Origin of the sequence: Fulvivirga lutea (assembly GCF_017068455.1) — a bacterium.
In the GTDB taxonomy this organism is placed as follows: Bacteria; Bacteroidota; Bacteroidia; order Cytophagales; family Cyclobacteriaceae; genus Fulvivirga; species Fulvivirga lutea.
In genome coordinates this window covers 1,608,153-1,628,453 of record NZ_CP070608.1, presented here as the reverse complement: position 1 = coordinate 1,628,453, position 20,301 = coordinate 1,608,153, and the positions used below count along the sequence as shown (strand labels likewise).

General features: G+C 34.5%; 16 protein-coding genes. 13 read left to right on the top strand and 3 right to left on the bottom strand.

Annotated features, from left to right (window positions below):
* Positions 1 to 65 precede the first annotated feature (65 nt).
* The 6 genes from JR347_RS07355 (at position 66) to JR347_RS07330 (ending at position 9,511) form a co-directional block, all read left to right on the top strand.
* Positions 66 to 2,240, top strand: coding sequence for a B12-binding domain-containing radical SAM protein (locus JR347_RS07355; RefSeq protein WP_205723863.1), 2,175 nt, complete (start codon positions 66 to 68; stop codon positions 2,238 to 2,240).
* Between the two features lie 2 nt (positions 2,241 to 2,242).
* Positions 2,243 to 2,848 carry an alpha-ketoglutarate-dependent dioxygenase AlkB family protein gene (locus tag JR347_RS07350; protein WP_205723403.1) on the top strand — a complete coding sequence of 202 codons (606 nt, stop codon included), beginning with the start codon at positions 2,243 to 2,245 and terminating at the stop codon, positions 2,846 to 2,848.
* A complete protein-coding gene (locus JR347_RS07345) occupies positions 2,849 to 3,424 on the top strand; it encodes a HutD/Ves family protein (RefSeq protein WP_205723402.1) in 576 nt (191 codons plus the stop codon).
* A gap of 101 nt (positions 3,425 to 3,525) precedes the next feature.
* The gene (locus JR347_RS07340) at positions 3,526 to 4,203 is read left to right on the top strand and encodes a hypothetical protein (RefSeq protein ID WP_205723401.1); all 678 of its coding nucleotides are present in this window, start codon (positions 3,526 to 3,528) and stop codon (positions 4,201 to 4,203) included.
* A 52-nt stretch (positions 4,204 to 4,255) separates the two neighbouring features.
* The gene (locus JR347_RS07335; RefSeq protein ID WP_205723400.1) at positions 4,256 to 4,792 is read left to right on the top strand and encodes a GNAT family N-acetyltransferase; all 537 of its coding nucleotides are present in this window, start codon (positions 4,256 to 4,258) and stop codon (positions 4,790 to 4,792) included.
* A 108-nt stretch (positions 4,793 to 4,900) separates the two neighbouring features.
* The gene (locus JR347_RS07330; RefSeq protein WP_205723399.1) at positions 4,901 to 9,511 is read left to right on the top strand and encodes a T9SS type A sorting domain-containing protein; all 4,611 of its coding nucleotides are present in this window, start codon (positions 4,901 to 4,903) and stop codon (positions 9,509 to 9,511) included.
* Between the two features lie 120 nt (positions 9,512 to 9,631).
* On the opposite strand, the gene JR347_RS18470 is transcribed toward JR347_RS07330, so the two are convergent.
* Complete coding sequence (locus JR347_RS18470) at positions 9,632 to 9,733, bottom strand: hypothetical protein (protein ID WP_205723398.1); 102 nt, start codon at positions 9,731 to 9,733, stop codon at positions 9,632 to 9,634.
* Positions 9,734 to 9,796: 63 nt separating this feature from the next.
* On the opposite strand from JR347_RS18470, the gene JR347_RS07320 reads away from it, so the two are divergent.
* The 5 genes from JR347_RS07320 (at position 9,797) to JR347_RS07300 (ending at position 16,739) form a co-directional block, all read left to right on the top strand.
* Positions 9,797 to 10,351, top strand: coding sequence for an RNA polymerase sigma-70 factor (locus JR347_RS07320; protein ID WP_205723397.1), 555 nt, complete (start codon positions 9,797 to 9,799; stop codon positions 10,349 to 10,351).
* A 65-nt stretch (positions 10,352 to 10,416) separates the two neighbouring features.
* The gene (locus tag JR347_RS07315) at positions 10,417 to 11,376 is read left to right on the top strand and encodes a FecR family protein (protein ID WP_205723396.1); all 960 of its coding nucleotides are present in this window, start codon (positions 10,417 to 10,419) and stop codon (positions 11,374 to 11,376) included.
* Positions 11,360 to 12,721, top strand: coding sequence for a carboxypeptidase-like regulatory domain-containing protein (locus JR347_RS07310; protein ID WP_205723395.1), 1,362 nt, complete (start codon positions 11,360 to 11,362; stop codon positions 12,719 to 12,721). The genes JR347_RS07315 and JR347_RS07310 overlap by 17 nt, the downstream gene beginning before the upstream one ends.
* Entirely contained in the window at positions 12,714 to 14,717 is a 2,004-nt protein-coding gene (locus JR347_RS07305) for a TonB-dependent receptor (RefSeq protein WP_205723394.1), read from the top strand. Before JR347_RS07310 ends, JR347_RS07305 begins: the two co-directional genes overlap by 8 nt.
* Before the next feature lie 12 nt (positions 14,718 to 14,729).
* The gene (locus tag JR347_RS07300; RefSeq protein WP_205723393.1) at positions 14,730 to 16,739 is read left to right on the top strand and encodes a TonB-dependent receptor plug domain-containing protein; all 2,010 of its coding nucleotides are present in this window, start codon (positions 14,730 to 14,732) and stop codon (positions 16,737 to 16,739) included.
* Between the two features lie 7 nt (positions 16,740 to 16,746).
* On the opposite strand, the gene JR347_RS07295 is transcribed toward JR347_RS07300, so the two are convergent.
* Positions 16,747 to 17,439, bottom strand: coding sequence for a tellurite resistance TerB family protein (locus JR347_RS07295; protein ID WP_205723392.1), 693 nt, complete (start codon positions 17,437 to 17,439; stop codon positions 16,747 to 16,749).
* A gap of 168 nt (positions 17,440 to 17,607) precedes the next feature.
* Here JR347_RS07295 and JR347_RS07290 point away from each other — a divergent pair, with 168 nt between their 5' ends.
* Both JR347_RS07290 and JR347_RS07285 read left to right on the top strand, forming a co-directional pair.
* Positions 17,608 to 18,111 carry an RNA polymerase sigma factor gene (locus JR347_RS07290; protein ID WP_205723391.1) on the top strand — a complete coding sequence of 168 codons (504 nt, stop codon included), beginning with the start codon at positions 17,608 to 17,610 and terminating at the stop codon, positions 18,109 to 18,111.
* Complete coding sequence (locus tag JR347_RS07285; RefSeq protein ID WP_205723390.1) at positions 18,101 to 18,664, top strand: hypothetical protein; 564 nt, start codon at positions 18,101 to 18,103, stop codon at positions 18,662 to 18,664. The genes JR347_RS07290 and JR347_RS07285 overlap by 11 nt, the downstream gene beginning before the upstream one ends.
* Positions 18,665 to 18,667: 3 nt before the next feature.
* Here the strand turns inward: JR347_RS07285 and JR347_RS07280 are convergent, their stop codons facing one another.
* Positions 18,668 to 20,290, bottom strand: a complete 1,623-nt coding sequence (locus tag JR347_RS07280) for a metallopeptidase TldD-related protein (RefSeq protein ID WP_205723389.1) — start codon at positions 20,288 to 20,290, stop codon at positions 18,668 to 18,670.
* Positions 20,291 to 20,301: the final 11 nt, after the last annotated feature.

Genomic DNA, 20,301 nt, shown 5'->3' with positions numbered 1-20,301 from the left:
CCCAAAAATTGAAATAATTAGGTAATTCAACCGTAGGCGTACGCAGCAATGCATAAATTGCAACTATCTTGAGAAAGCTTCTTTTAATAACTCCACCTTTTACTCAGCTGAATACACCCTATCCGGCAACAGCTTATTTAAAAGGATTTCTAAATACTAAAAATATTGATTCCTATCAGATGGACCTGGGGATTGATGTAATAAATGAGCTTTTCACTAAGAAAAACCTGATTAAGCTATTTGAAATTGCCAGCAAAGCTAACGTTGACTATTCTGATAACTCACAGAGAATCATAGCATTACGGGAAGAATACCTTGCCAAGATTAATGATGTTATCACCTTTTTGCAAGGCAATAATCATTCCTACGCCAGATCAATTTGCACAGAGGGCTATTTGCCACAGGCATCCCGATTTAATCAGTTAGACGATCTTGAATGGGCTTTTGGAAATATGGGTATGCAGGATAAGGCTAAGCACCTGGCTACACTCTTTCTAGAAGATTTATCTGATTTTATTATCGAATGCATTGATGATAATTTCGGTTTTAGCAGATATGCTGAACGGCTGGGAATGAGTGCTAATAGCTTTGATGAATTACATCAAAGCCTACAACGCAAACCAAGTTTTATTGATCAGCTCACATTGGAATTGCTTGAAAAACGCATTAAAGAAACACAACCCAAACTGGTATGTTTTTCTGTTCCTTTCCCGGGTAATTTATACAGTGCGTTCCGTTGTGCCCAATGGATAAAGTCATTTGATTCCAACATTCAAACAGCCATGGGTGGTGGTTTCCCAAATACCGAATTACGCTCTGTTTCTGACTCAAGAGTTTTTGAATACTTCGATTTTATTACGTTAGATGATGGTGAAGTCCCGATTGAATTACTCGTAGAGAATCTGGAAACAGATAGGAATACCGTTGAACTCAAAAGAACTTTTCACTTGAAGGATGGTAAAGTATTTTATAACAACTTATCCTCTAAACCTGATTACAAACAGGTTGATTTGGGCACACCGGATTATTCAGATCTCCATCTAGGCAAGTACATATCATTTATCGAGATCGCTAACCCGATGCACAGCTTGTGGAGTGATGGGCGCTGGAACAAGTTAACTATGGCGCACGGATGCTATTGGGGTAAATGCACCTTTTGCGATATCTCATTAGATTATATAAAACTATATGAGCCTATAGCAGCTAAAATACTTGTTGACAGAATGGAAAATCTTATTACTCAAACAGGTGATACTGGTTTTCACTTTGTTGATGAAGCTGCACCGCCCGCACTTATGCGAGAGTTGGCATTAGAAATAGTAAGAAGGAAAATAACAGTAACCTGGTGGACTAACATTCGTTTTGAAAAAAGCTTCACATACGATTTATGTCAGTTGTTAAAAGCTTCAGGTTGCATAGCCGTTTCAGGAGGGTTAGAAGTAGCTTCAGATAGGTTGCTAAAGCTGATAGATAAAGGTGTGACGGTAGAGCAAGTAGCTAAAGTAACTAGAAATTTTACAGAAGCAGGTATTATGGTGCATGCCTACTTGATGTATGGTTACCCTACTCAAACTGTTCAAGAAACTGTTGACAGTTTGGAAATGGTAAGACAAATGTTTGAGCAAGGAATTATTCAATCTGGGTTTTGGCATCAATTTGCTTTAACTGCACATAGCCCTGTTGGGCTACATCCTGAGTTATATGGAGTTACTCCTGAAAAAGAGGAAATAACATTTGCCCATAACGATGTTCAATTCACTGATTCCACCGGAATAGATCATGACCAATTTAGTTACGGATTGAAAAAGTCCTTATTCAATTACATGCATGGCCTTTGTTTTGAATTTGACTTGCAGGAGTGGTTTGATTTTAACATTCCACAAACGACAATTCCTGAAGATTTTATTCTAAATAGCCTGGAAGAGGAAGAATACCAATCTCCTCAGCCGTCTGCCAAAGTAATTTGGGTTGGTAATACGCCTACAATAGATATTGCCAAGAAAAACAAAAAGGCAAAGCTTATTTTCCATAATAATATAGGTATTACTCAGTTGAGCATCGATAATGAAAAAGTAGATTGGGTTGTTAGTATTCTCAATCAAGCCAAGCCAGAATCAAAAACACCTTTGACGCTAGCAAAGGTTAAAAAGTCTTTTGAGGAGCATTATGATGACTTCGAAATATTTTGGTATTCGAAACCAATCAATACGTTGAGAAAATCAGGGTTGTTAGTCATTTAAGTATGTTATTCGATTTTCCACATGACCCGAAAAAGAATCTATTGCCATTCGATGGTGAAGTTTATTACTATGGTAAAGTGATCAATCAACAAGATGCCGACAACTATTTTAAAGTGCTAATGGAAACGCTTGAATGGCGTAATGATGAAGCTTACATTTTTGGCAAACACTATGTAACTAAACGAAAGTATGGCTGGTATGGAAGCAGGCCTTATGAATACAAATATTCAAATAGTATTAAAAAGGCGCTTCCGTGGACTAAAGAATTAAAAGAGTTAAAAAATCTGACAGAAAAGGTTACTAGTGAATCTTACAACTCATGCCTTACAAATCTGTATCACGATGGTTCGGAGGGTATGGCATATCATAGTGATGGCGAAAAAGATTTAAAGCCAAACGGGGCCATTGCTTCATTAACTTTTGGTGCTGAGCGCAAATTTTTATTTAAGCATATAGAATCAGGTGAAACGGTAACGACCTTTCTAGAACATGGGTCATTGCTAGTAATGAAAGGCACCTGCCAAACCTACTGGAAACACCGGCTACCTCTTACTAAAAAAGTGCATTCACCAAGAGTAAACCTTACTTTTAGAACGATAGTTGAATAAATGCAAATCCAGTTACATAACTCATTCAAAACAACGCAATGGTCGGGCGGCACTACCACGGAGCTTTTCATTTTTCCTGCAAATGCCGACTTCAAGTCTGGAGGTTTTAAATTAAGGCTAAGTACTGCAACTGTTGAAATAGATGAATCTGTATTTACAAAATTGCCAAACGTAAATAGAACACTTGTGGTGTTAGAAGGGCAAATGAAGTTAGAACACACTAATCACCACCAAAAACTTTTAATTCCATTTGAAATGGATCACTTTTCCGGTAATTGGGAAACAATATCTAAAGGTAAGTGTACTGATTTCAATCTGATGACTAAAGGCGATATCAGTAGCAAAGTATCGATCATTCAATTAAAAGCTGGCGAACAAAAATTGCTCAAATTAGATAAAGGAGATCACTTCTTCTATAACTATCATCAACCAGTTAAACTCACTTATAATGAACAACAAACAATTCCGGTTAAATCTCTAACCCAGATTTCACTAGATTCAGATGCCAAAGAAATCTCAATATCTAGCATGACGAATTGCAATATTATTTACGTTTATATAGATAATTTGAATTAACTATATCTAGGTCAAAACAATTGAAGAATTCTTCAAAACCGAAACCAAGAATTTAACCAGATCGGGTATAAGAGTTCAAAACTCATTAATTTTGTTATCTCATGAGAATTAGATTGCAGCAGGAAAAAATAAAAACTTCAGCCAATAAATTGGGCATTTTATTTATGTGCCTGATTATAGTGACTACCATCTCATTCGGGCAGGAACATAGTCAAAGTGGAAATAATATCATTGAATTTAAAGAATCAGATTATCCCAACTATCAAATAGTGGGTGTGTTCAATCCTGCAACAGGGCAAACTGAATGGAAACAAACCGATTATCCGAATTATACAATTGCAGGAGTGTATAACCCCAATACTAAATCAATTGAGTGGAAGCAATCAGAGTGGCCGCGTTACGATATTTCTGGTGTTTATGATCCCATTTCAAAAAGTGTTCAATGGAAACAATCATCATCAAAAAGGTATACTATCAGCGGTGTATATAATCCTGCAATTAATGAAATAGAATGGAAAGAGTCTCTCTGGCCTAATTATACTATCATGGGAGTATATAACGCTGCACTAAAAGTTGTTGAATGGAAACAATCTACTTATCCAAGATATGACGTTCATGGGGTTTATAATCCTGAAACCAAGAAAGTAGAATGGAAAGAAACCAGTTATCCAAACTATGAAATAACGGGTGCTTACGACTCGCAATTGAAAAAAGTAGTATGGAAAGAAGCAGCACAGCCGCATTATAGTATTGCTGCTGTAAAAGTCTCCAACGATTAATTATTTTCATTTGAAAAGCTACAAGCATCTTTCTCAAATACTTTAATTACTTATGGAACAATACCTATTTCAATCATCACGAATAGGTTTTCGCCTTTGGTCAGATAACGACCTTACTCCCCTCGCCCAATTGAATGCTGATCCTGCGGTTATGAAATATTTTCCTTCTACGGTAAATGAATCCGACACCGCTAAGTGGATAAATAAACAAAATGGCGATTATAAAAAGTATGGCTATTGCTACTATGCAGTGGATCTGTTAGATACGCATGAACTTATAGGTTTCATTGGTTTATCATACAAAGAATTAGACACAGACTTTTCTCCATGTACTGATATTGGTTGGAGGCTAGCCACCAAATTTCAAGGCAAAGGATTGGCCACTGAAGGTGCCGAAAGATGTCTTGAATTTGGGTTTGAGAGTCTTAAACTAAAAGAAATTGTTGCAATTGCCCCTGAGGTAAACTTACCTTCTATTAATGTTATGCAAAAGATTGGGATGAAATTTGAATGCCATTTTGAGCATCCTCAATTAAGTGATTACCCTGATTTGAAAAAGTGTGTTTTATATAAATCTAGATATCAATAATTATAAGGCGATTATTCATCATGTAAGAAATATAATAAAATCGACATTTCTTTTTACAAATTAAGGAGGTAAGTTTGCGGCTTGTTAAAATTTCAATAAACAAATCAGATGCAAAAATTACTACTCACCTTATCATTATTGCTGTTGATATCCATTTCTGGTATTTCTCAAAAAGTACCCAAATTGGCTGTCGAGTCTAAAAAACAAAATACTCTTCTCAAGTCTAAATCAGAAAACACTAGCAGAATTGGTCAAAACTGCTTACCAACTATACCTACCAATGTTACTTGGTCTGTTACTTCTAATCAACTAAATTCTGGTGGCTATTCAGACTATGGTGTACCAACTGCTACAAATAACTCAGTAACGATTGAGCAAACTGGTTTTGATGAATTTCTGATATCTGACATTACCGGAGGGTTTTATTCGTATTATGATTTCAATGTTAATCAACCAGTCTATTTAAAAATTCGTGATGATAATTCAGTCTATATCACTAGAAAAAGCGAAGAAAACCAATTTAGTATTGTTAACGGTACTGACGGTAATTGGAATCCAAATACATCTATACTTACTGTTGAATGGGAAGATGATTTTAATTCTATTTATGGAATAGCCACTATCACAGTTATAGATACTGACACTGAAAACCCTTCAAATCTAATTGCTACTTCTCAAGAGGCAAGCGTTCTTCTCACCTGGACTGATAATAGCGAGAATGAAGAATTTTTCAGGGTAGAACGATTTACGAATGACAGTTGGCAATCCATTGGAGGTGTTGCGCCTAACCAGACAACATATACTGATGAAGATGTGCTCCCAAATAATACCTACTTATATAGAGTTGTTGCAATTACTGCTTTGAATAAATATTCTAACACCGTTTGCGCTTCATTAGATCCTGTTGCTGGAGCTGATTTTTATTGGGTTGGCAATAGTGGTAATTGGAGTGATTTCGCTAATCACTGGGCGACATCTTCTGGAGGTAGTGATTTTCATAATCGTGTCCCAAGCATAGATGATAATGTTATTTTTGATAATAATTCATTTACTGAAGCTGGCAAAGTAAGCCTAGACAAAAACATTGCTCAAGCAAATAATTTTACTGTAAATACTTCATTCGGCATTGAATTCGAACCTCAAAGCAACCATTTCCAATTAGATTTAAATGGCAGTCTAGAGTTATCAAATCAAGCTAAAGGAGAAATACCTAATATCAATTTCTGGTCAGAAAGTGACTTTACCATAGAAATAGGTAATAATGCTATCAGCAATTCAAACCTTTCACTATATGGCGCAGGTACAGGTACCTTAATGAATGAACTAACAGTTGCTGGACTAACTGTAAATGATGGTGCTATTCTTATGACTAATTCGAACAGCATTTCAGCTAGAGATATTCAATTCAATTTTGGTTCAACAGTAGATATTTCAAATTCTGAAATAACGGCTGGTACATTTGATAATGCCACTGACAATCTTACAACAACTAACAGTCATCTTATTTTCGATACAGAATTAATTGTAGGTCCAAGTGAATTTGAAACCAACAATATAGAATACAATGAGATAACGGTGCTTAATCATTGCAATTTTAATAATTCATTTAGTGTGAATACCTTAGAAATAGTTGCCGGTTCTCGTTTAGATTTAGAAATTATCACAGTTACAATTCTTAACGATTTAATCGCCAATGGTACCCGAAGTAAAATGATTGAAATTAATTCTTATATACCCTCTTCAGGGTTTTCAAAATCTTCAGGTACTATTACTGTCGAATATGTTGAAATTAACAACAATACAGCTTCCGGAGGCGCATCCTTTATAGCCAATAATTCCATAGGGAGAAGCCTTTCTACGGGTTGGATTTTTAATGAACCAACTGTAAACAATTTATTCTGGGTTGGCAACAGTGGAAACTGGTCTGAGGTCGCTAATTGGGCAACCACATCTGGTGGAACTACTTCACCGAATGAAATACCTGGAAAATTTGACAATGTATTTTTTGATGAAAATTCATTTGACAATGACGGACAAACGGTTGTATTAGATTTACCATACAATTACTGCAATTCTATGAATTGGTCTGATGTAACTCATCAAGCTAATTTAGAAGCTAAGGAAAAACCTAATAATTTAGTAATTCAAGAAAACCTGCTATTCTCTGATCTGGTTACTAAAGAATTAGTAAATATTATTATCGAAGATAGAATTGATTCTGAAATTGTCCCCGGAGCCTTATCTTTTGGTGAATCTTCTATTTTAGAACTTTCTGGTAATGTAATTCTTAATGATTCCATAACGGTTAAAACAATTTTAGCAGATGCAAATATTGTAGCTGAAGATGCAGCTATTAACTGCGAGGAAATCACAAATCTTTCTGATAATATCAATTTCACAGGTTCAGATATTTATACTAATTCATGGGTTGGCTACAGCATCAATGTGCTTGAGACAAACCTTAATAGTATCACTTTCAAAGAATCTGGTACTTTAATAGCTGCCTCAGGAACTGCATTTAACAAGATTATTGTAGAAGAGAGCTTAGTAATAAATAACGACTTGACTATTCAAGATCTAATTTTAGAACCAGGTTCTACGCTTGCACTAAACGGTCTTTCTACTTACACCCTTCAGAATTTAACTGCTAATGGTACCGCTGATAATATGATTACCATTACCAATGCAGGTGGTAGTGGTGATAATGAGGCATACATATCTGTTGCTTCGGGTAATATTGATGTTGAGTTTGTCAACTTAAAAAATAATCATGCCATTGGTGGCGCCACATTTACTGCTGCTAATTCAGTTGATATGGGTAATGTACAAGGCTGGAATGGAACTTTACTCCAACCTAATGAAATTACTGTTGACTATATTGATGATATATTTACGACTACCAGCTCTGTTACCTTAACAGGAACAAGTAATTCAGGTGAAGAATTGGATTTTCAAATTGAAAAAGGTCCTGGTTCTTTATCAGGCAATGAATACACTCCTTCAGATTCTGGACTGGTAAAAATAGTAGTTCGTGATAATGGTAATAGCAACTTTGCAGCTGCAGAACCTGTTGAATTTTATTTCAATGTCCTAGATCCTAATCACCCTGATTTGCCAGTAAATTATAAGTCTGCGAGTATAATATTGGGACAAACTGCTTTTGACGAAAATTCTGATCTAGTGGATAACGTACATACGGGTATCACTTATCAATCTGCTGTCAGCATTAATGGAGTACTAGCCATTTCTTCCAGCGTGAAAGACACTAATACAGGTATTAACCACGGTGGCAGAGTTTTAATATGGAACTCAATACCTACAGAAAGTGGTACACCTGCTGATGTAGTAATAGGAAGAGAGAATTTCAGTCAAGTTGAAGGCGGAACAAGTCCATCTATAATGAGGAATAGTAGAGGCCTCGCGTTTAGCAATGACGGAACAAAGCTCATTGTTAGTGATGAGCAGCGAGTTTTAATTTGGAATTCAATTCCTACTGTAAATGGTCAAGCTGCTGACGTAGTTTTAGGCGAACCAGATTTCTATACAAGAAGCATTACTACTGAAATTTCAAGTAGAAAATTCAGTTTCGTTCAGGATATTGAAGTTTCAAAGGATGGAAAACTACTAATAATTGATAATGGAAGAGTATTAATATATAATTCAATACCAACAACAAATTACGCACCGGCTGACTATGTAATATTTCAGGATAATTTCTACACTGCCACATATGAACTTGGCCCTAATCGATCTTCCAATATTGTAAGACAATTAGCCATAACGGATAATGGTGAGTTGTTAGTATCTGATGCTAACAACAACAGAGTATTGGTATTTAATGAAATACCAACGAGTAATGGTGCATCTGCCGATTATGTACTTGGACAAGAAGACTTTTTTAGTGATGGATTAAATAGAGAAATAATAACAGGAGTTGAAGGTACTGGACTTGCCATAAGCAATGATGGTATTTTAGCTGTTGGTAACTCACAACTGACTATTTCATTGTATAATCTTGAAAATGGTTTTGAGAACTTATCACCTGAGGTTGTATTAGGTAGTCCTGAATTTAAATCTTCACATAGACAACCGAATACATCTAGATATATCAATCAAAATGAAGGCCTAACTTTCGATCCTTCTGGTAACATGATCTTCACAAATAGATTTCAATATGGTGCCAGAATTTTTAGGTTGAAAAAATCAGACCAAACTATATCATTTGATGAAATAGAAGATCAGGAAATGCCAGAAGATGGTATGTTATCGCTTAATGCTTCTTCATCTGTAGGGTTAGATGTTAATTTCGAAACTAGTTCTTCAATAGCTGAAATTAATGATAATGTAATTACAATTAGTGAAGCTGGTATAATTGAAGTAAAGGCTTATAATAGAGGAACAGTACAATTCCTACCTGCAGAGGTACTACAAAGTTTTGAAATATTTGAAGCAGAAGAGATTACAAGCCTTGATGATGACTTGAGAATGGAAGTAACTGCTTATCCAGTACCCACAAATGAGACACTTCATTTAAATATCCAAAAGTCTTTCAAAAATGGGGAATTAGAAATATATAACTTTTCCGGAAGACTTATTTTTAAAACACAATTAGAATCTTCACTTACTACACATAATGTTGTGGAACTAAGTAAAGGTCTTTATATACTTAAAGTTAACCTTGATGGAGAAACACATGAGGTTAAAATAATTAAGAATTAATACACAAGAAACCCTAGGCAGGGCTGCCTAGGGTTTCTATTAATCAATCAAACCACTCATGTATTTTGAAATACAACATTAAAACACCATTGCTTTAAAATGGTTTACAAAAAGGTTTAATTATTTTAATCTGCCTAAGTGAGTAAGCTGTAATTTATCAGAATACTTTAATCCATAACCGATAATCCAATCAATAAAGATAAGGCTGTCTAGAAAAATCAATCCTATGCCTAGAAATTGACATGTATCAAGATTTAATTAAATTTTATTACTTTCTTAGTAGATATGACTCAAAACTTTACTTGGTCAAAAATTAAAGAGGGAGACGAGCAGGCATTTAAAAGTTTATATGATGCCTTATTTAACAAACTAATATTTCGTGCAACTTATTTTTTGGAAAGTAAAGAAGAGGCCGAAGATGTCATTCAGAATGTATTTCTAAAACTATGGAAATCCAGAGAAAACCTTGAAATAACAGGATCCATTGAGGCATATTTAAATAATGCGGTAAAAAACAGTTGCTTAAACAAGCTTGAAAGAAAGAAAACCCGGTTAAGTTATATTAACTATTTAAGCAACACTGTTGAGCCAAACACACAACAATTCACAGACCCATTTTTCATAGAAAAACTAAACACCAGTATTGATTCCCTTCCGGAGAAATGTAAAGAAGTGTTCATAAAAAGTAGGTTTAAGGGCAGGAAAAATAAGGAGATTGCACAGGAACTGAATATTTCTATCAAAACCGTTGAGAACCAAATGGGTAAAGCCCTATCTATATTAAGAGATGCTCTCATTGACTACTTGCCTGTCATTATTATGAGTGCCTTTTTAAAATAATTCACAATTAACATAGGGGTATTTGTTTGATAAGCTGTCTATGATATATAGACACCTAAATAACTATGCCTAATTACGAATTAATTGGAAAATACCTATCAAATGATTGCTCGCAAGAGGAGCGAACATTTATTGAACAATGGATTAATGAATCTGAAGAAAATGCAGCTGAATTTCAAAGAATAAAATCCATTTGGATTGCTGCTGCATCAAAAGACAGTTCAAGCAAAGCGCGAGTTTGGTATGCCATTCAGTCTGAAATGAATGAGCCAAGAACATTCCAATTGAAACAAATCTGGAAAGTTGCCGCCTCCATACTTTTAATCGCAACTATAGGATTGTCCTATTTATACTTTAATTCTGATAAGACAGACTCATTTTTAAATGATTCAACAACTGTAGTTCATTCGAAGTCAGCCAAAAAGGAGATAATACTTCCTGATGGTTCTCTAATCACATTGAACAAAAATTCATCTATTGAATACACTAGCAATTTTCAATCTTCAAGAAACATCAAATTAACTGGTGAGGCCTTTTTTGATGTAGTAAGAGATGAAAACAACCCATTCATTATTACCACCGAATCTTTGAAAGTGAAAGTGTTGGGGACATCCTTTGATGTGAATGCAAGATCAGGTAAAAAAGCATCGGTTCATGTAAAAAGCGGAATAGTTGAAGTGTCTAACCTTTCGAAATCAGGTAGTATAAAAATTGAAAAAAATGAGCAAGTAGTTGCTGTAAATGATGAGTTAGTGAAGGACAAAATGAGAAATGAGAATGCTTATGCATGGAATACAGGTATTATAACTTTTAATAATGATCAACTCAGTGATGTAATTAATACTCTGGAAGAAACCTATGAAGTAGAAATTGAGTTGGCTAATTCATACTTAGCCCAATGCACTTTAACTGCCAAGTTTGAAAATAAAACTATCGATGAAATAATTAGTCTTTTAAAGAAAACGTATCATCTCAGTATTTCAAATCAGAATAGTAAAATTATTATAAATGGAAGTTCTTGTTAAAATGAAAATTACAATTATCGTTCTAGTGGTTTTAATACCTCTATTTTCCTTTTCTCAAGAAGACATCCACACGTTGGAAAACATTGTACTCACTGAAGCCATAGAAGAAATTAGTAAAAATTACAAAGTGGATTTTTCCTACAACCCTGAAATACTACCAACCAATAAAATTGCAAGCATTCAAATTGGTGGTAAGTCACTTGAAATAGTGTTGAATCAACTACTTAATCCATATAGGTTAAAATACAAGATTGAAAATAATACGGTAATAATATATGCCGAACAAAGGAAAGTTACTAAGACCTACAGATTCATTAAGGGACGTGTGATTGATAAAAATACCAAAGAGCCAATACCTGGAGTAAATGTCTTTATATCTAATACTTTCAATGGAGCATCTACTGATGTTAATGGTGAATTTCATTTCCAGGCATTAGTTGAGGATAATTTTGAGTTAGTGGCCTCACACATTAGCTATCACCCTTATATATTTTATCTCAAATCAATTTCCAACCTGAATAAAATAGAGATTGAGTTGAAAGAAAATGTAAGCGAATTAAACGAAGTAGTGATTAATTTTTCGAATAAAGAGTGGGAGGATCAACTTAAAATATTCAAGAGGGAATTTATAGGCACTACTCGTAATTCTGCGAAATGTGAAATACTAAACCCGGAAGTAATCAATTTTGACTTTGATGAGGAAAAAAATATACTCACTGCGTCCGCAAATGAATTGATTATCGTTGAGAACGAATCTTTAGGATATAAGGTAAGTCATTTGCTCGTACTTTTTGAGTACAAAAACGATCAGGTAAAGTACGTAACCAAACCCAAATATGATTATTTAGAGCATAAAAATAGAATACAAGAGAGAAGGTGGGAGAAAAGGAGAGATGAAGCATACAAAGGTTCATTAGATCATTTCATTAATTCATTAGTTAATAAGAATCTTAAAAAAGATGGTTTTGAAATCTCTCTAGTTAATTCATTGGAGCCTGATAGGCTCAGACTTCCCTTGTGGAAAAAAACACTTTTGGACGATCGAGACAGTATAAAGCTTCTTGAATTTGACCAATACCTCGAAGTAAGGTATAAAGAACTAGAGGAAAGTAGCTATCGCAATTATATAGATAAAGAGTTTAGGCATCTTGTGAAATCCAGTTATCAAAGGGAAACTACAAATACTCGACCTCAAACCTCAATTTTAGAAATAAATTCTCCTAAAGGATATGCTGTAATTAAAGATGGCAAACTAGACGATCCTACATCATTAATTCAACATGGTTATTGGGGCTGGAAAAGGACAGCCGATATCTTACCACTAAACTACGAGCCTAATGATTAAGCGAATACTTGTTCTGTTCCAGCTTATTTTAACACTAGCATCAGCTGCTAGTAGCCAAGATGTTAACGCTTATATTGACAATTTAATTGACTCGATTGAAGAGTACAATAGTGAATATTATGAAAATATCTATGCTCACACCAATAAAGAGATTTATCAACCCGGGGAATCTTTCTGGTTCAAGGCGTATGTAACAGGCGTATCTAATAGTGCTTCGACATCATCCACTTTATACGTTCAGTTATTTGATTCTTTAAAAAACTTAATTCATGTAAAAAGATATAAGATCGAACAGGGCATATCGGCTGGAACTTTTGAAACAAAATCCGATTTGAATGCAGGAGCGTATTATCTTGTGTTTTCCACCTTAAAATCTAAAAAGACCAAAAATTCATTTATTAAGCCTTTGGCTATCAACAATTTTAATTCACCAAGAAATATTAGGTTTGATAATTTCGACAAGCCTATAACACCACAAAATCTGGCAATAGAATCGAAAAACGACTCATTAATAATTAATTATCAAACCACAAGCGATCCATTTTATAGTATAATTCTGCAGGTAAATGGAGAGTTATTATGGGCAAGTAGTTTCATCGGTACACGTAAAATATCAATTCCACATATCATTTTACCAAAAGGTGTAGCTACGATATTCTGCTTCGATAGAAATAATCAGTTGTTGGAAAGCCTTTCACATCCAATAAAGTTAAATGATATAACCGGTGTATTTTCTGAGGAAGAAGTTGATATAGTTGAAAATCAGGTAACCCACAAAGTCACTTTAACAGACAAAAACGGTAACCCATTAAGAGGTAATTTATCTGCAGCAGTATACATTAAGGAATTGAATCCATATCGTAATGAAAAAACTGATATAGCAAGTTATTCATACAATAGAAATGAAATCTATCTCAACTTAACAGGTGACAACCTTGAGTCAGAAAGCGTTGAAGACAAATATATCATTTCGGGTAAAGTTGAATCGCGTCCTAGAAAAATAGAAAATATAAAAGTAACAGCCGTTGACATAAATGCAGGAAAATTTTACGAATCAGAAATTGAGGATAATGGAATATTTTCAATTGAAATTGATAGCACAGATTATGATTCTGAATTTGTAGTAGGCGCTAATTATAAAGGAAAACCTATGGATATAGTACTCTATGATACAGTGAAGTATAGTTTTTTTCCTCCTCAATTTAATTACCAAACTTCTAAAGAACCTATTCTAGCTGATGAGAATGATAATTCTGAAAAACAGTTAAATGAAATTAAAGATTATCTCGATCATCTGGTTCTTCCAGAAATAGTAGTGTCTTCATCCCGAGTAACAACAGAAAAGAAAGATACTGTAAACAACACTAAGCTTTTTAGTTATTTTAATAATGTGAAAGTGGAGGAGATCACTAAAGACAGAATTAATGTTGTTGGTGGTGACGACTTACTCTCGCTTCTAAGAAACTATACAACTTTCGCTCTAGTAAAAGAATTGCCTAATTCTAGAGAAGTATATTTTAGCAAGTCTTTTATTAGTCTTTTATATCCTCCCCCTGTGCTATTTGTCGTAAATGGTTACCCAAGAGGAACAAACCTTTTACTCTTGAATGACATAAATTTAAATTACATAAAGAGCGTAAGGATAATTAAAAACTTAAGTGCTGTTATTCAATTTGGTTCAGAAGCTGCAGGAGGTGTGATACTGATCGATACAGAAGATTTTATTACTGACATTCAATTAACTTATAATGATAATATTGAAAGTAAAGTAGAAATTACAAGTTACTATTCTGAAAATGAACCATTTACGCCTTCCGGAAATTTAGAGTCTTGCATTTTTTGGGAAGACAACATTATACCTAATGAAAAAGGTGATTTTACTTTAAGTTTTAAAAAACCAGACATTAAAGGGACTCTTATCCTGAAAATTGAGGGCATTGATTCTAACTCCACTTTTGTCTCTTTTGAAAAAGAATTAAACCTACAGGGTTTATAAATATAGTCTGGAATGATAAAGAAAAGAGCATTGACTAGTCTGATTTTGTTGATTCAATTTTCAGTGATTTATTATGAAGTTCAAGGCCAATCAAGCTCAAATCAAAGGAACATACTAGACTCTCTCATCAACAATATTGAAAATTATAATCAGAGCTATTATGAGAAAATCTATGTTCAAACGAATAAAGAAACATATCTAACAGGTGGAAATTTATGGTTCAAGGCATACTTAACAGGAGTTAATAATAAGCCAAGTAATTCCAATACACTATACGCTCAACTTTATGATTCCGCTCAAAATCTAATTAAAATAAATAGGTACGCGGTCAAAAGTGGGTTAAGTTCTGGAACATTCTCCATTGATTCAACAGTTGTTCCTGGTACTTACAATCTTGTATTCTCAACAAATAAATCTTTAAATTCCGATTCTTTTTTTTCAAAAACTATTGAAGTAGAAAGCCTTCAATCAACTAACAAAAGATCTAAAAATCGAAATAAACCCATGGATGTAGAGTACATATCAACATCCAAATATTTTTCAATTCAATCGAATAATGAGGGTGCAGTGATAACCTCTGGGGATACTTTAAATAAACTCACAAACCTAATAGTGTTAGTAAATGGCGAAATAATTTGGGCAGCAACCGATAAAAAGCATCTAGTAGAATTAAAATTTAATGATTTTAATCAAGGCACTGCCCAAGTAATTTTATTTAATGAAAAAGGTTTATCAATAGATGAACACGTGTTTCCAATTAACCTCAAAAAAACTTCTATAAGGCTATCGCCCATAGAAGAGAGTGCTTTAGGTAATTCTAAATTATTTGCTATTGAACTAATTGATGAAGAAGGTAAACGGGTTAAAGGAAATGTCTCTGTTTCTGCTTACATAAAGGAGCTAAATCCGAAATACAACTCCAGCTCAAACATTATTGAGTACATGACTAGTTCAACTATCCAACCATACCATAAAAATAAAAACATCCTATTTACTGAAGATGAAGAATACATTGTTAGTGGGAAGGTAATAACCCCTGGCAATAAAACTCTGAAATATAAAGCTTGGGCCTTAGATCTGGAAACTTCCGAAATTATTGAGATTAATAACATCGACAATAATACCTTTTATACTAGGATTGACCCAAAGTATAAAGATCATGATTTTATTGTGAGTGCATCAAGAAAAAAAGGTAAGCCGCTTGAAGTAGTATTGTTTGACACAGTAAAATATCGAATGCCCAAAGACTTACTTTGGAATAAAAAAGTATATAGAAGCAATAATGAAGATAAAATTCAACCTGTTGATTTTTATTTCGATGACCAACTCGATTATCAACTTTTAGAAGGTGTGACAGTTGAGGATTCTAAAATTGAACAAAAATCTATTAATGAAAGGCCGCTTTTCACATACTTCAATAATGTTAAAGTGCAAACTGTTAAGGGTGAAGATTTGAGCAGTGTAGGTGCTGATCCATTTGTTGACTTATTAAGACAATTTTTGAATATCAGCCTTTATAACCCTACCAATGGAAATATACTGTTAGACAGGGCATATTACAGCGGTTCCCCTGTTCTTTTTGTATTAAATGGAATGCCAATGGGCTTTAATGTCAACAGTTTAAATATTGTTAGGGCTGAGAATGTTAAAGAGATTCAGGTTATTAAAAATTTAGGTGCAGTAACACAGTTTGGCATTAGAGCCAAAGGAGGTGTTGTTCTAGTAACTACCAAAGAAGTTGTGCCAGAAATAATTAAACCTATTGAAACTAAGGAAATGAATTACACAGCTATCGCCTCATTTTATAAAAATGAAATACCTTTCACACCCAATAAAGCCATAGAATCTTGTGTCTATTGGAATAGTAATATCGAAATCGAGGAGAATAAAGTCGCGCAATTTAATATAGAGCCTTTAACAATTCCCGGCACTTTAGTAATACAAATCGAAGGCATAGACCAAAACAGAAACTTTGTTTCTCTCACTAAAGAAATACCCTACTCTAGCCTGGTAAGTAATTAAAATTCTGCTACTCGTCTACTTCACGAATTCCGTCAAGCTCAATTTTACCTTGAAAGGAAAGCTTAATAATCATATCCAACTCTGTCTGAGTAAAACCAAGACGCTCAGCCACAGTTTTGCAAAGTTGATACTCATCTGCGGTAAATTCCCCATCGGCAATAGCCAGACTTAACATTTGAATTAATTGCGTTTCCCTGTCCTCTTCTAGTTCGGGAATAACATGTACAAACTCGCTACCCATTGCCAGCATTTCTGCAAGTCGAGCTTTGTCCACTCCGGCATTTTCAGCGGCCTCCTCAATTACAGCCATTTCAGAATCATCAATTTTACCATCGGCACTTGCCAAAGCAATCAGGTTCTTTAAATTGGATTCATTCATGCAGAAATTCAATGCCTGTCCAAGCCCATCATACCCTAGCTTTTCTGCTATTCTAAGGCACAAATCATATTCATCCTGTGAGAAATACCCATCTGCTGTGGACATTTTAATCATGCTGATTAATTGCTTTTCCCTTTCAGCATTATCTTCAGGTAACGTAAGCACAATGTTATCGGCATCGGCAATCCATTTATCTAGTTGCTCTATTGGTACACCCAATTCTTTTGCGGCATTTCGCAAATTATGTAATTCTGATTCTTCGAAAACTCCATCGGAGTAAGCAAGAACCACCAAATTCTTTAAATGATTAGTACTATCCATTTTTCGCCAACTTATAATAAATAAAATTGATACCTTTCTTTAGTATTTGCAAATTATTGCCAGTCTATTTACTGACTATCAACGAATTATAATTTTTTTATTCATTATTTGTAATAATATGCCCGCATCAGGTTACTACTGTATCAAAGACTTAAAAGAAAAAACCTTTTGAATCAACAGGAAACTTTTAATTCGTGGATAAAAGATTACCGGGCTTTATTATTTAAGGTGGTGCGCGCTTACACTTTAAATAATGACGATGCCAACGACCTGTTCCAAGAAATTGCTATTCAGGTTTGGAAGAGCATCCCGAATTTCAGAGGTGAGTCTGCAGTGAGTACCTGGCTGTACAGAATAGCTTTTAACACGGCCATCAGATGGTCTAAAAAAGAGAAAAGGAATTCTAATGGTAAGCAGGATATTGACAAGTCGGCTCATTTATTGGAATACAAGCCCGATAATCATGACGAACGATTGGACTGGCTTTACTATCAAATAGCACAGATGAATGAGATTGATAAATCCCTTGCTTTGCTCTTACTTGATGGTTACAGCTACAAAGAAATGGCTGAAATGGTTGGTATTTCTGAATCAAACGTGGGAGTCAAAATCTATCGAATTAAAAATCACCTGGTCGAAAGGTCAAAAACTTATGAGAATCATGGAGTTTGATGAATTAAAAAAAGTTTGGGACGAACAAAACAAGAAGACTATGTACACGATAGACGAAAGCGCGTTGCATTCTATTATTACGAGTAAGAAGAAAGGCGCCATACATAAAGCCAAGTTCATGGAGTATATATTGGTTGGTACTAACCTGCTAGCTGGATCAGCCATTATTATTGCCCACTTTGTAAAAGGAAAAGATCTTATTCTCGATTTGGTTATGGCAGTATTCATGTTGGCAACGGCTGCAATAATCCTCTACTTCAGAAGCCAGAGGTTATCAGGAAAAGATAAATTTGACCGAAGCATTCAGGGCGATTTAGAGCATGGCTTGTCCGATGCCCGTTATGTGGTGAGAATGTCGAAAACCATGCAATACTATTTTGTGGTAATTGCCACGTTAACCGTATTTACGAAAGGTTTCGAAAACCTAAGCTTTACGCTCATACTTATTGGAGTTTTTGCCTTTGTACTTTACGCCAGTACATGGGAACACAAATGGTATGTGAATAAGTATAACGAACTGAAAAAGTTAAAGAAAACGTTGCATGACGAATAGCCTTTAGTTGATAGAATGCAAGGGGCTCTCTACCAAAGCCGGTTTTTTCTTAGGTTTCGGTATTCTTGCCGGCTCAATTTCAACGTCATCAATTAACACGGCCTTTGGTGCAATGTAAGAGTTCAGGTTTGTCTCGTTTGTTACAGTTTCTTCCTGGCTGGCAGCAACTATTTTTCTAAGTGACTTTTTATCAAAATCCATTAATCTGGCGTTACGATAATATTCGGTTTCACCATTTGGCAATACTTTTTTTACATGAAAGAACTGATCATTAAAAAATTTAGTAATTATTAATCCATAAGTCAGATCTTCATCATTAATCTTTTTCAACATAAGCTGTTGCAAATCATCGGTACCTTCTACAGTATTATCAATTTCAATATGAAGAACTCCCTGACTACTTGAAGTTCCATTTGGTTGAAACTCTTTACCGGTATAGTTTCTACTTACCATTAAATCGTTTACTACGCCTTTTTTTACAAGCACAATTTCATCGTCAGGCTTAACTCCTTCATTATCAATTGAATAAGATCCTAATAATTGCATGTCTTTGTATTCTGTTAATGATGGCTTAAGTGTGAGCGACAGACTTTTAGAAAATTCTTGCTTGCCAATTTTTCTTTCTAAAGATGTAGATGCACTGTAGCCATAAAAATTGTCTTCCTCCTCTAAAGGCTTAGGCACAAACTGAGGTATAATAGAACTAAATAAAGCCGGCACGGCTGATTCCATAAAAATCACTGGCCCTTCGTAACTATCTTCAAAAACTGGAGCATCTTTTAAAGTCAATACAAGCTCACTCATTTCCTTTACTTCCGAGCTAAAGTCTGTATCGGTAAATAATTGCTTAGGAGATTTAGACAAGTATTTTTTCTGATCATAAAAATATTCACCTTCTTCATTTTGATAGGCGCATGACATAACTAAAGTAACAATGGTCTGTTCTTCATAAACATCTGTGCCCTCGGTATTTATAAAATAGTTTTTCCCTTCATACAGATTAAGTACAACGCTAGAAACACTTATTTCGGGGTATTTGAGAAACTCGCGTGAAATGGATAAAATCTGAGATTCGAGCTCCGATTTTTCTATGGTTATTCGATCTGATTTGGTGGTAATCTTAACGGCCTCTTGTTTACCAAATTTTAAATGAGGCACCTCACTAATTTTCTTTTTCTTATCCTTTAAGTCTTGTTTATGAGCTACAAATACTTCGCCTGCCGTTTTAAAAATTTTATCTGTTACAGACCATAGCGATCTTCTTATTCCATGATAATCATTATCCACAGGCAATAACATATCATCAGCTGAATAATGCGGCTCTACGTTATCGGCAGAAAAACTTTCATCATTAAATTCATAATCGCCTACCAAAACTCTCGCGTTAATATTCCTCTGCTTGAATTGGTTCGAATTAATCAATCCTCCAAAAGAAGCACTAACAATGGTATTGGTATAGTCATTCACATCATAGGCAATGTAAAATGGAGCACCATATTCCTTGTGGTCGAGTTCTTTGATACTTCTTGCCAACTCATCTTGCATGGCAAGTTTTAGACTGTCAACCTGCTGAGAATATGAAGATACTGTGATGCTTGTAAGTACGATTAAAATGAAATATTTCATTGTCCTATTTT

Coding starts and splice junctions, on each gene's coding strand:
- JR347_RS07350 (WP_205723403.1), top strand. CDS start 2,243: ATGTTATTCGATTTTCCACATGACCCGAAAAAGAATCTATTGCCATTC.
- JR347_RS07345 (WP_205723402.1), top strand. CDS start 2,849: ATGCAAATCCAGTTACATAACTCATTCAAAACAACGCAATGGTCGGGC.
- JR347_RS07340 (WP_205723401.1), top strand. CDS start 3,526: ATGAGAATTAGATTGCAGCAGGAAAAAATAAAAACTTCAGCCAATAAA.
- JR347_RS07335 (WP_205723400.1), top strand. CDS start 4,256: ATGGAACAATACCTATTTCAATCATCACGAATAGGTTTTCGCCTTTGG.
- JR347_RS07330 (WP_205723399.1), top strand. CDS start 4,901: ATGCAAAAATTACTACTCACCTTATCATTATTGCTGTTGATATCCATT.
- JR347_RS07320 (WP_205723397.1), top strand. CDS start 9,797: ATGACTCAAAACTTTACTTGGTCAAAAATTAAAGAGGGAGACGAGCAG.
- JR347_RS07315 (WP_205723396.1), top strand. CDS start 10,417: ATGCCTAATTACGAATTAATTGGAAAATACCTATCAAATGATTGCTCG.
- JR347_RS07310 (WP_205723395.1), top strand. CDS start 11,360: ATGGAAGTTCTTGTTAAAATGAAAATTACAATTATCGTTCTAGTGGTT.
- JR347_RS07305 (WP_205723394.1), top strand. CDS start 12,714: ATGATTAAGCGAATACTTGTTCTGTTCCAGCTTATTTTAACACTAGCA.
- JR347_RS07300 (WP_205723393.1), top strand. CDS start 14,730: ATGATAAAGAAAAGAGCATTGACTAGTCTGATTTTGTTGATTCAATTT.
- JR347_RS07295 (WP_205723392.1), bottom strand. CDS start 17,439: ATGGATAGTACTAATCATTTAAAGAATTTGGTGGTTCTTGCTTACTCC.
- JR347_RS07285 (WP_205723390.1), top strand. CDS start 18,101: ATGGAGTTTGATGAATTAAAAAAAGTTTGGGACGAACAAAACAAGAAG.
- JR347_RS07280 (WP_205723389.1), bottom strand. CDS start 20,290: ATGAAATATTTCATTTTAATCGTACTTACAAGCATCACAGTATCTTCA.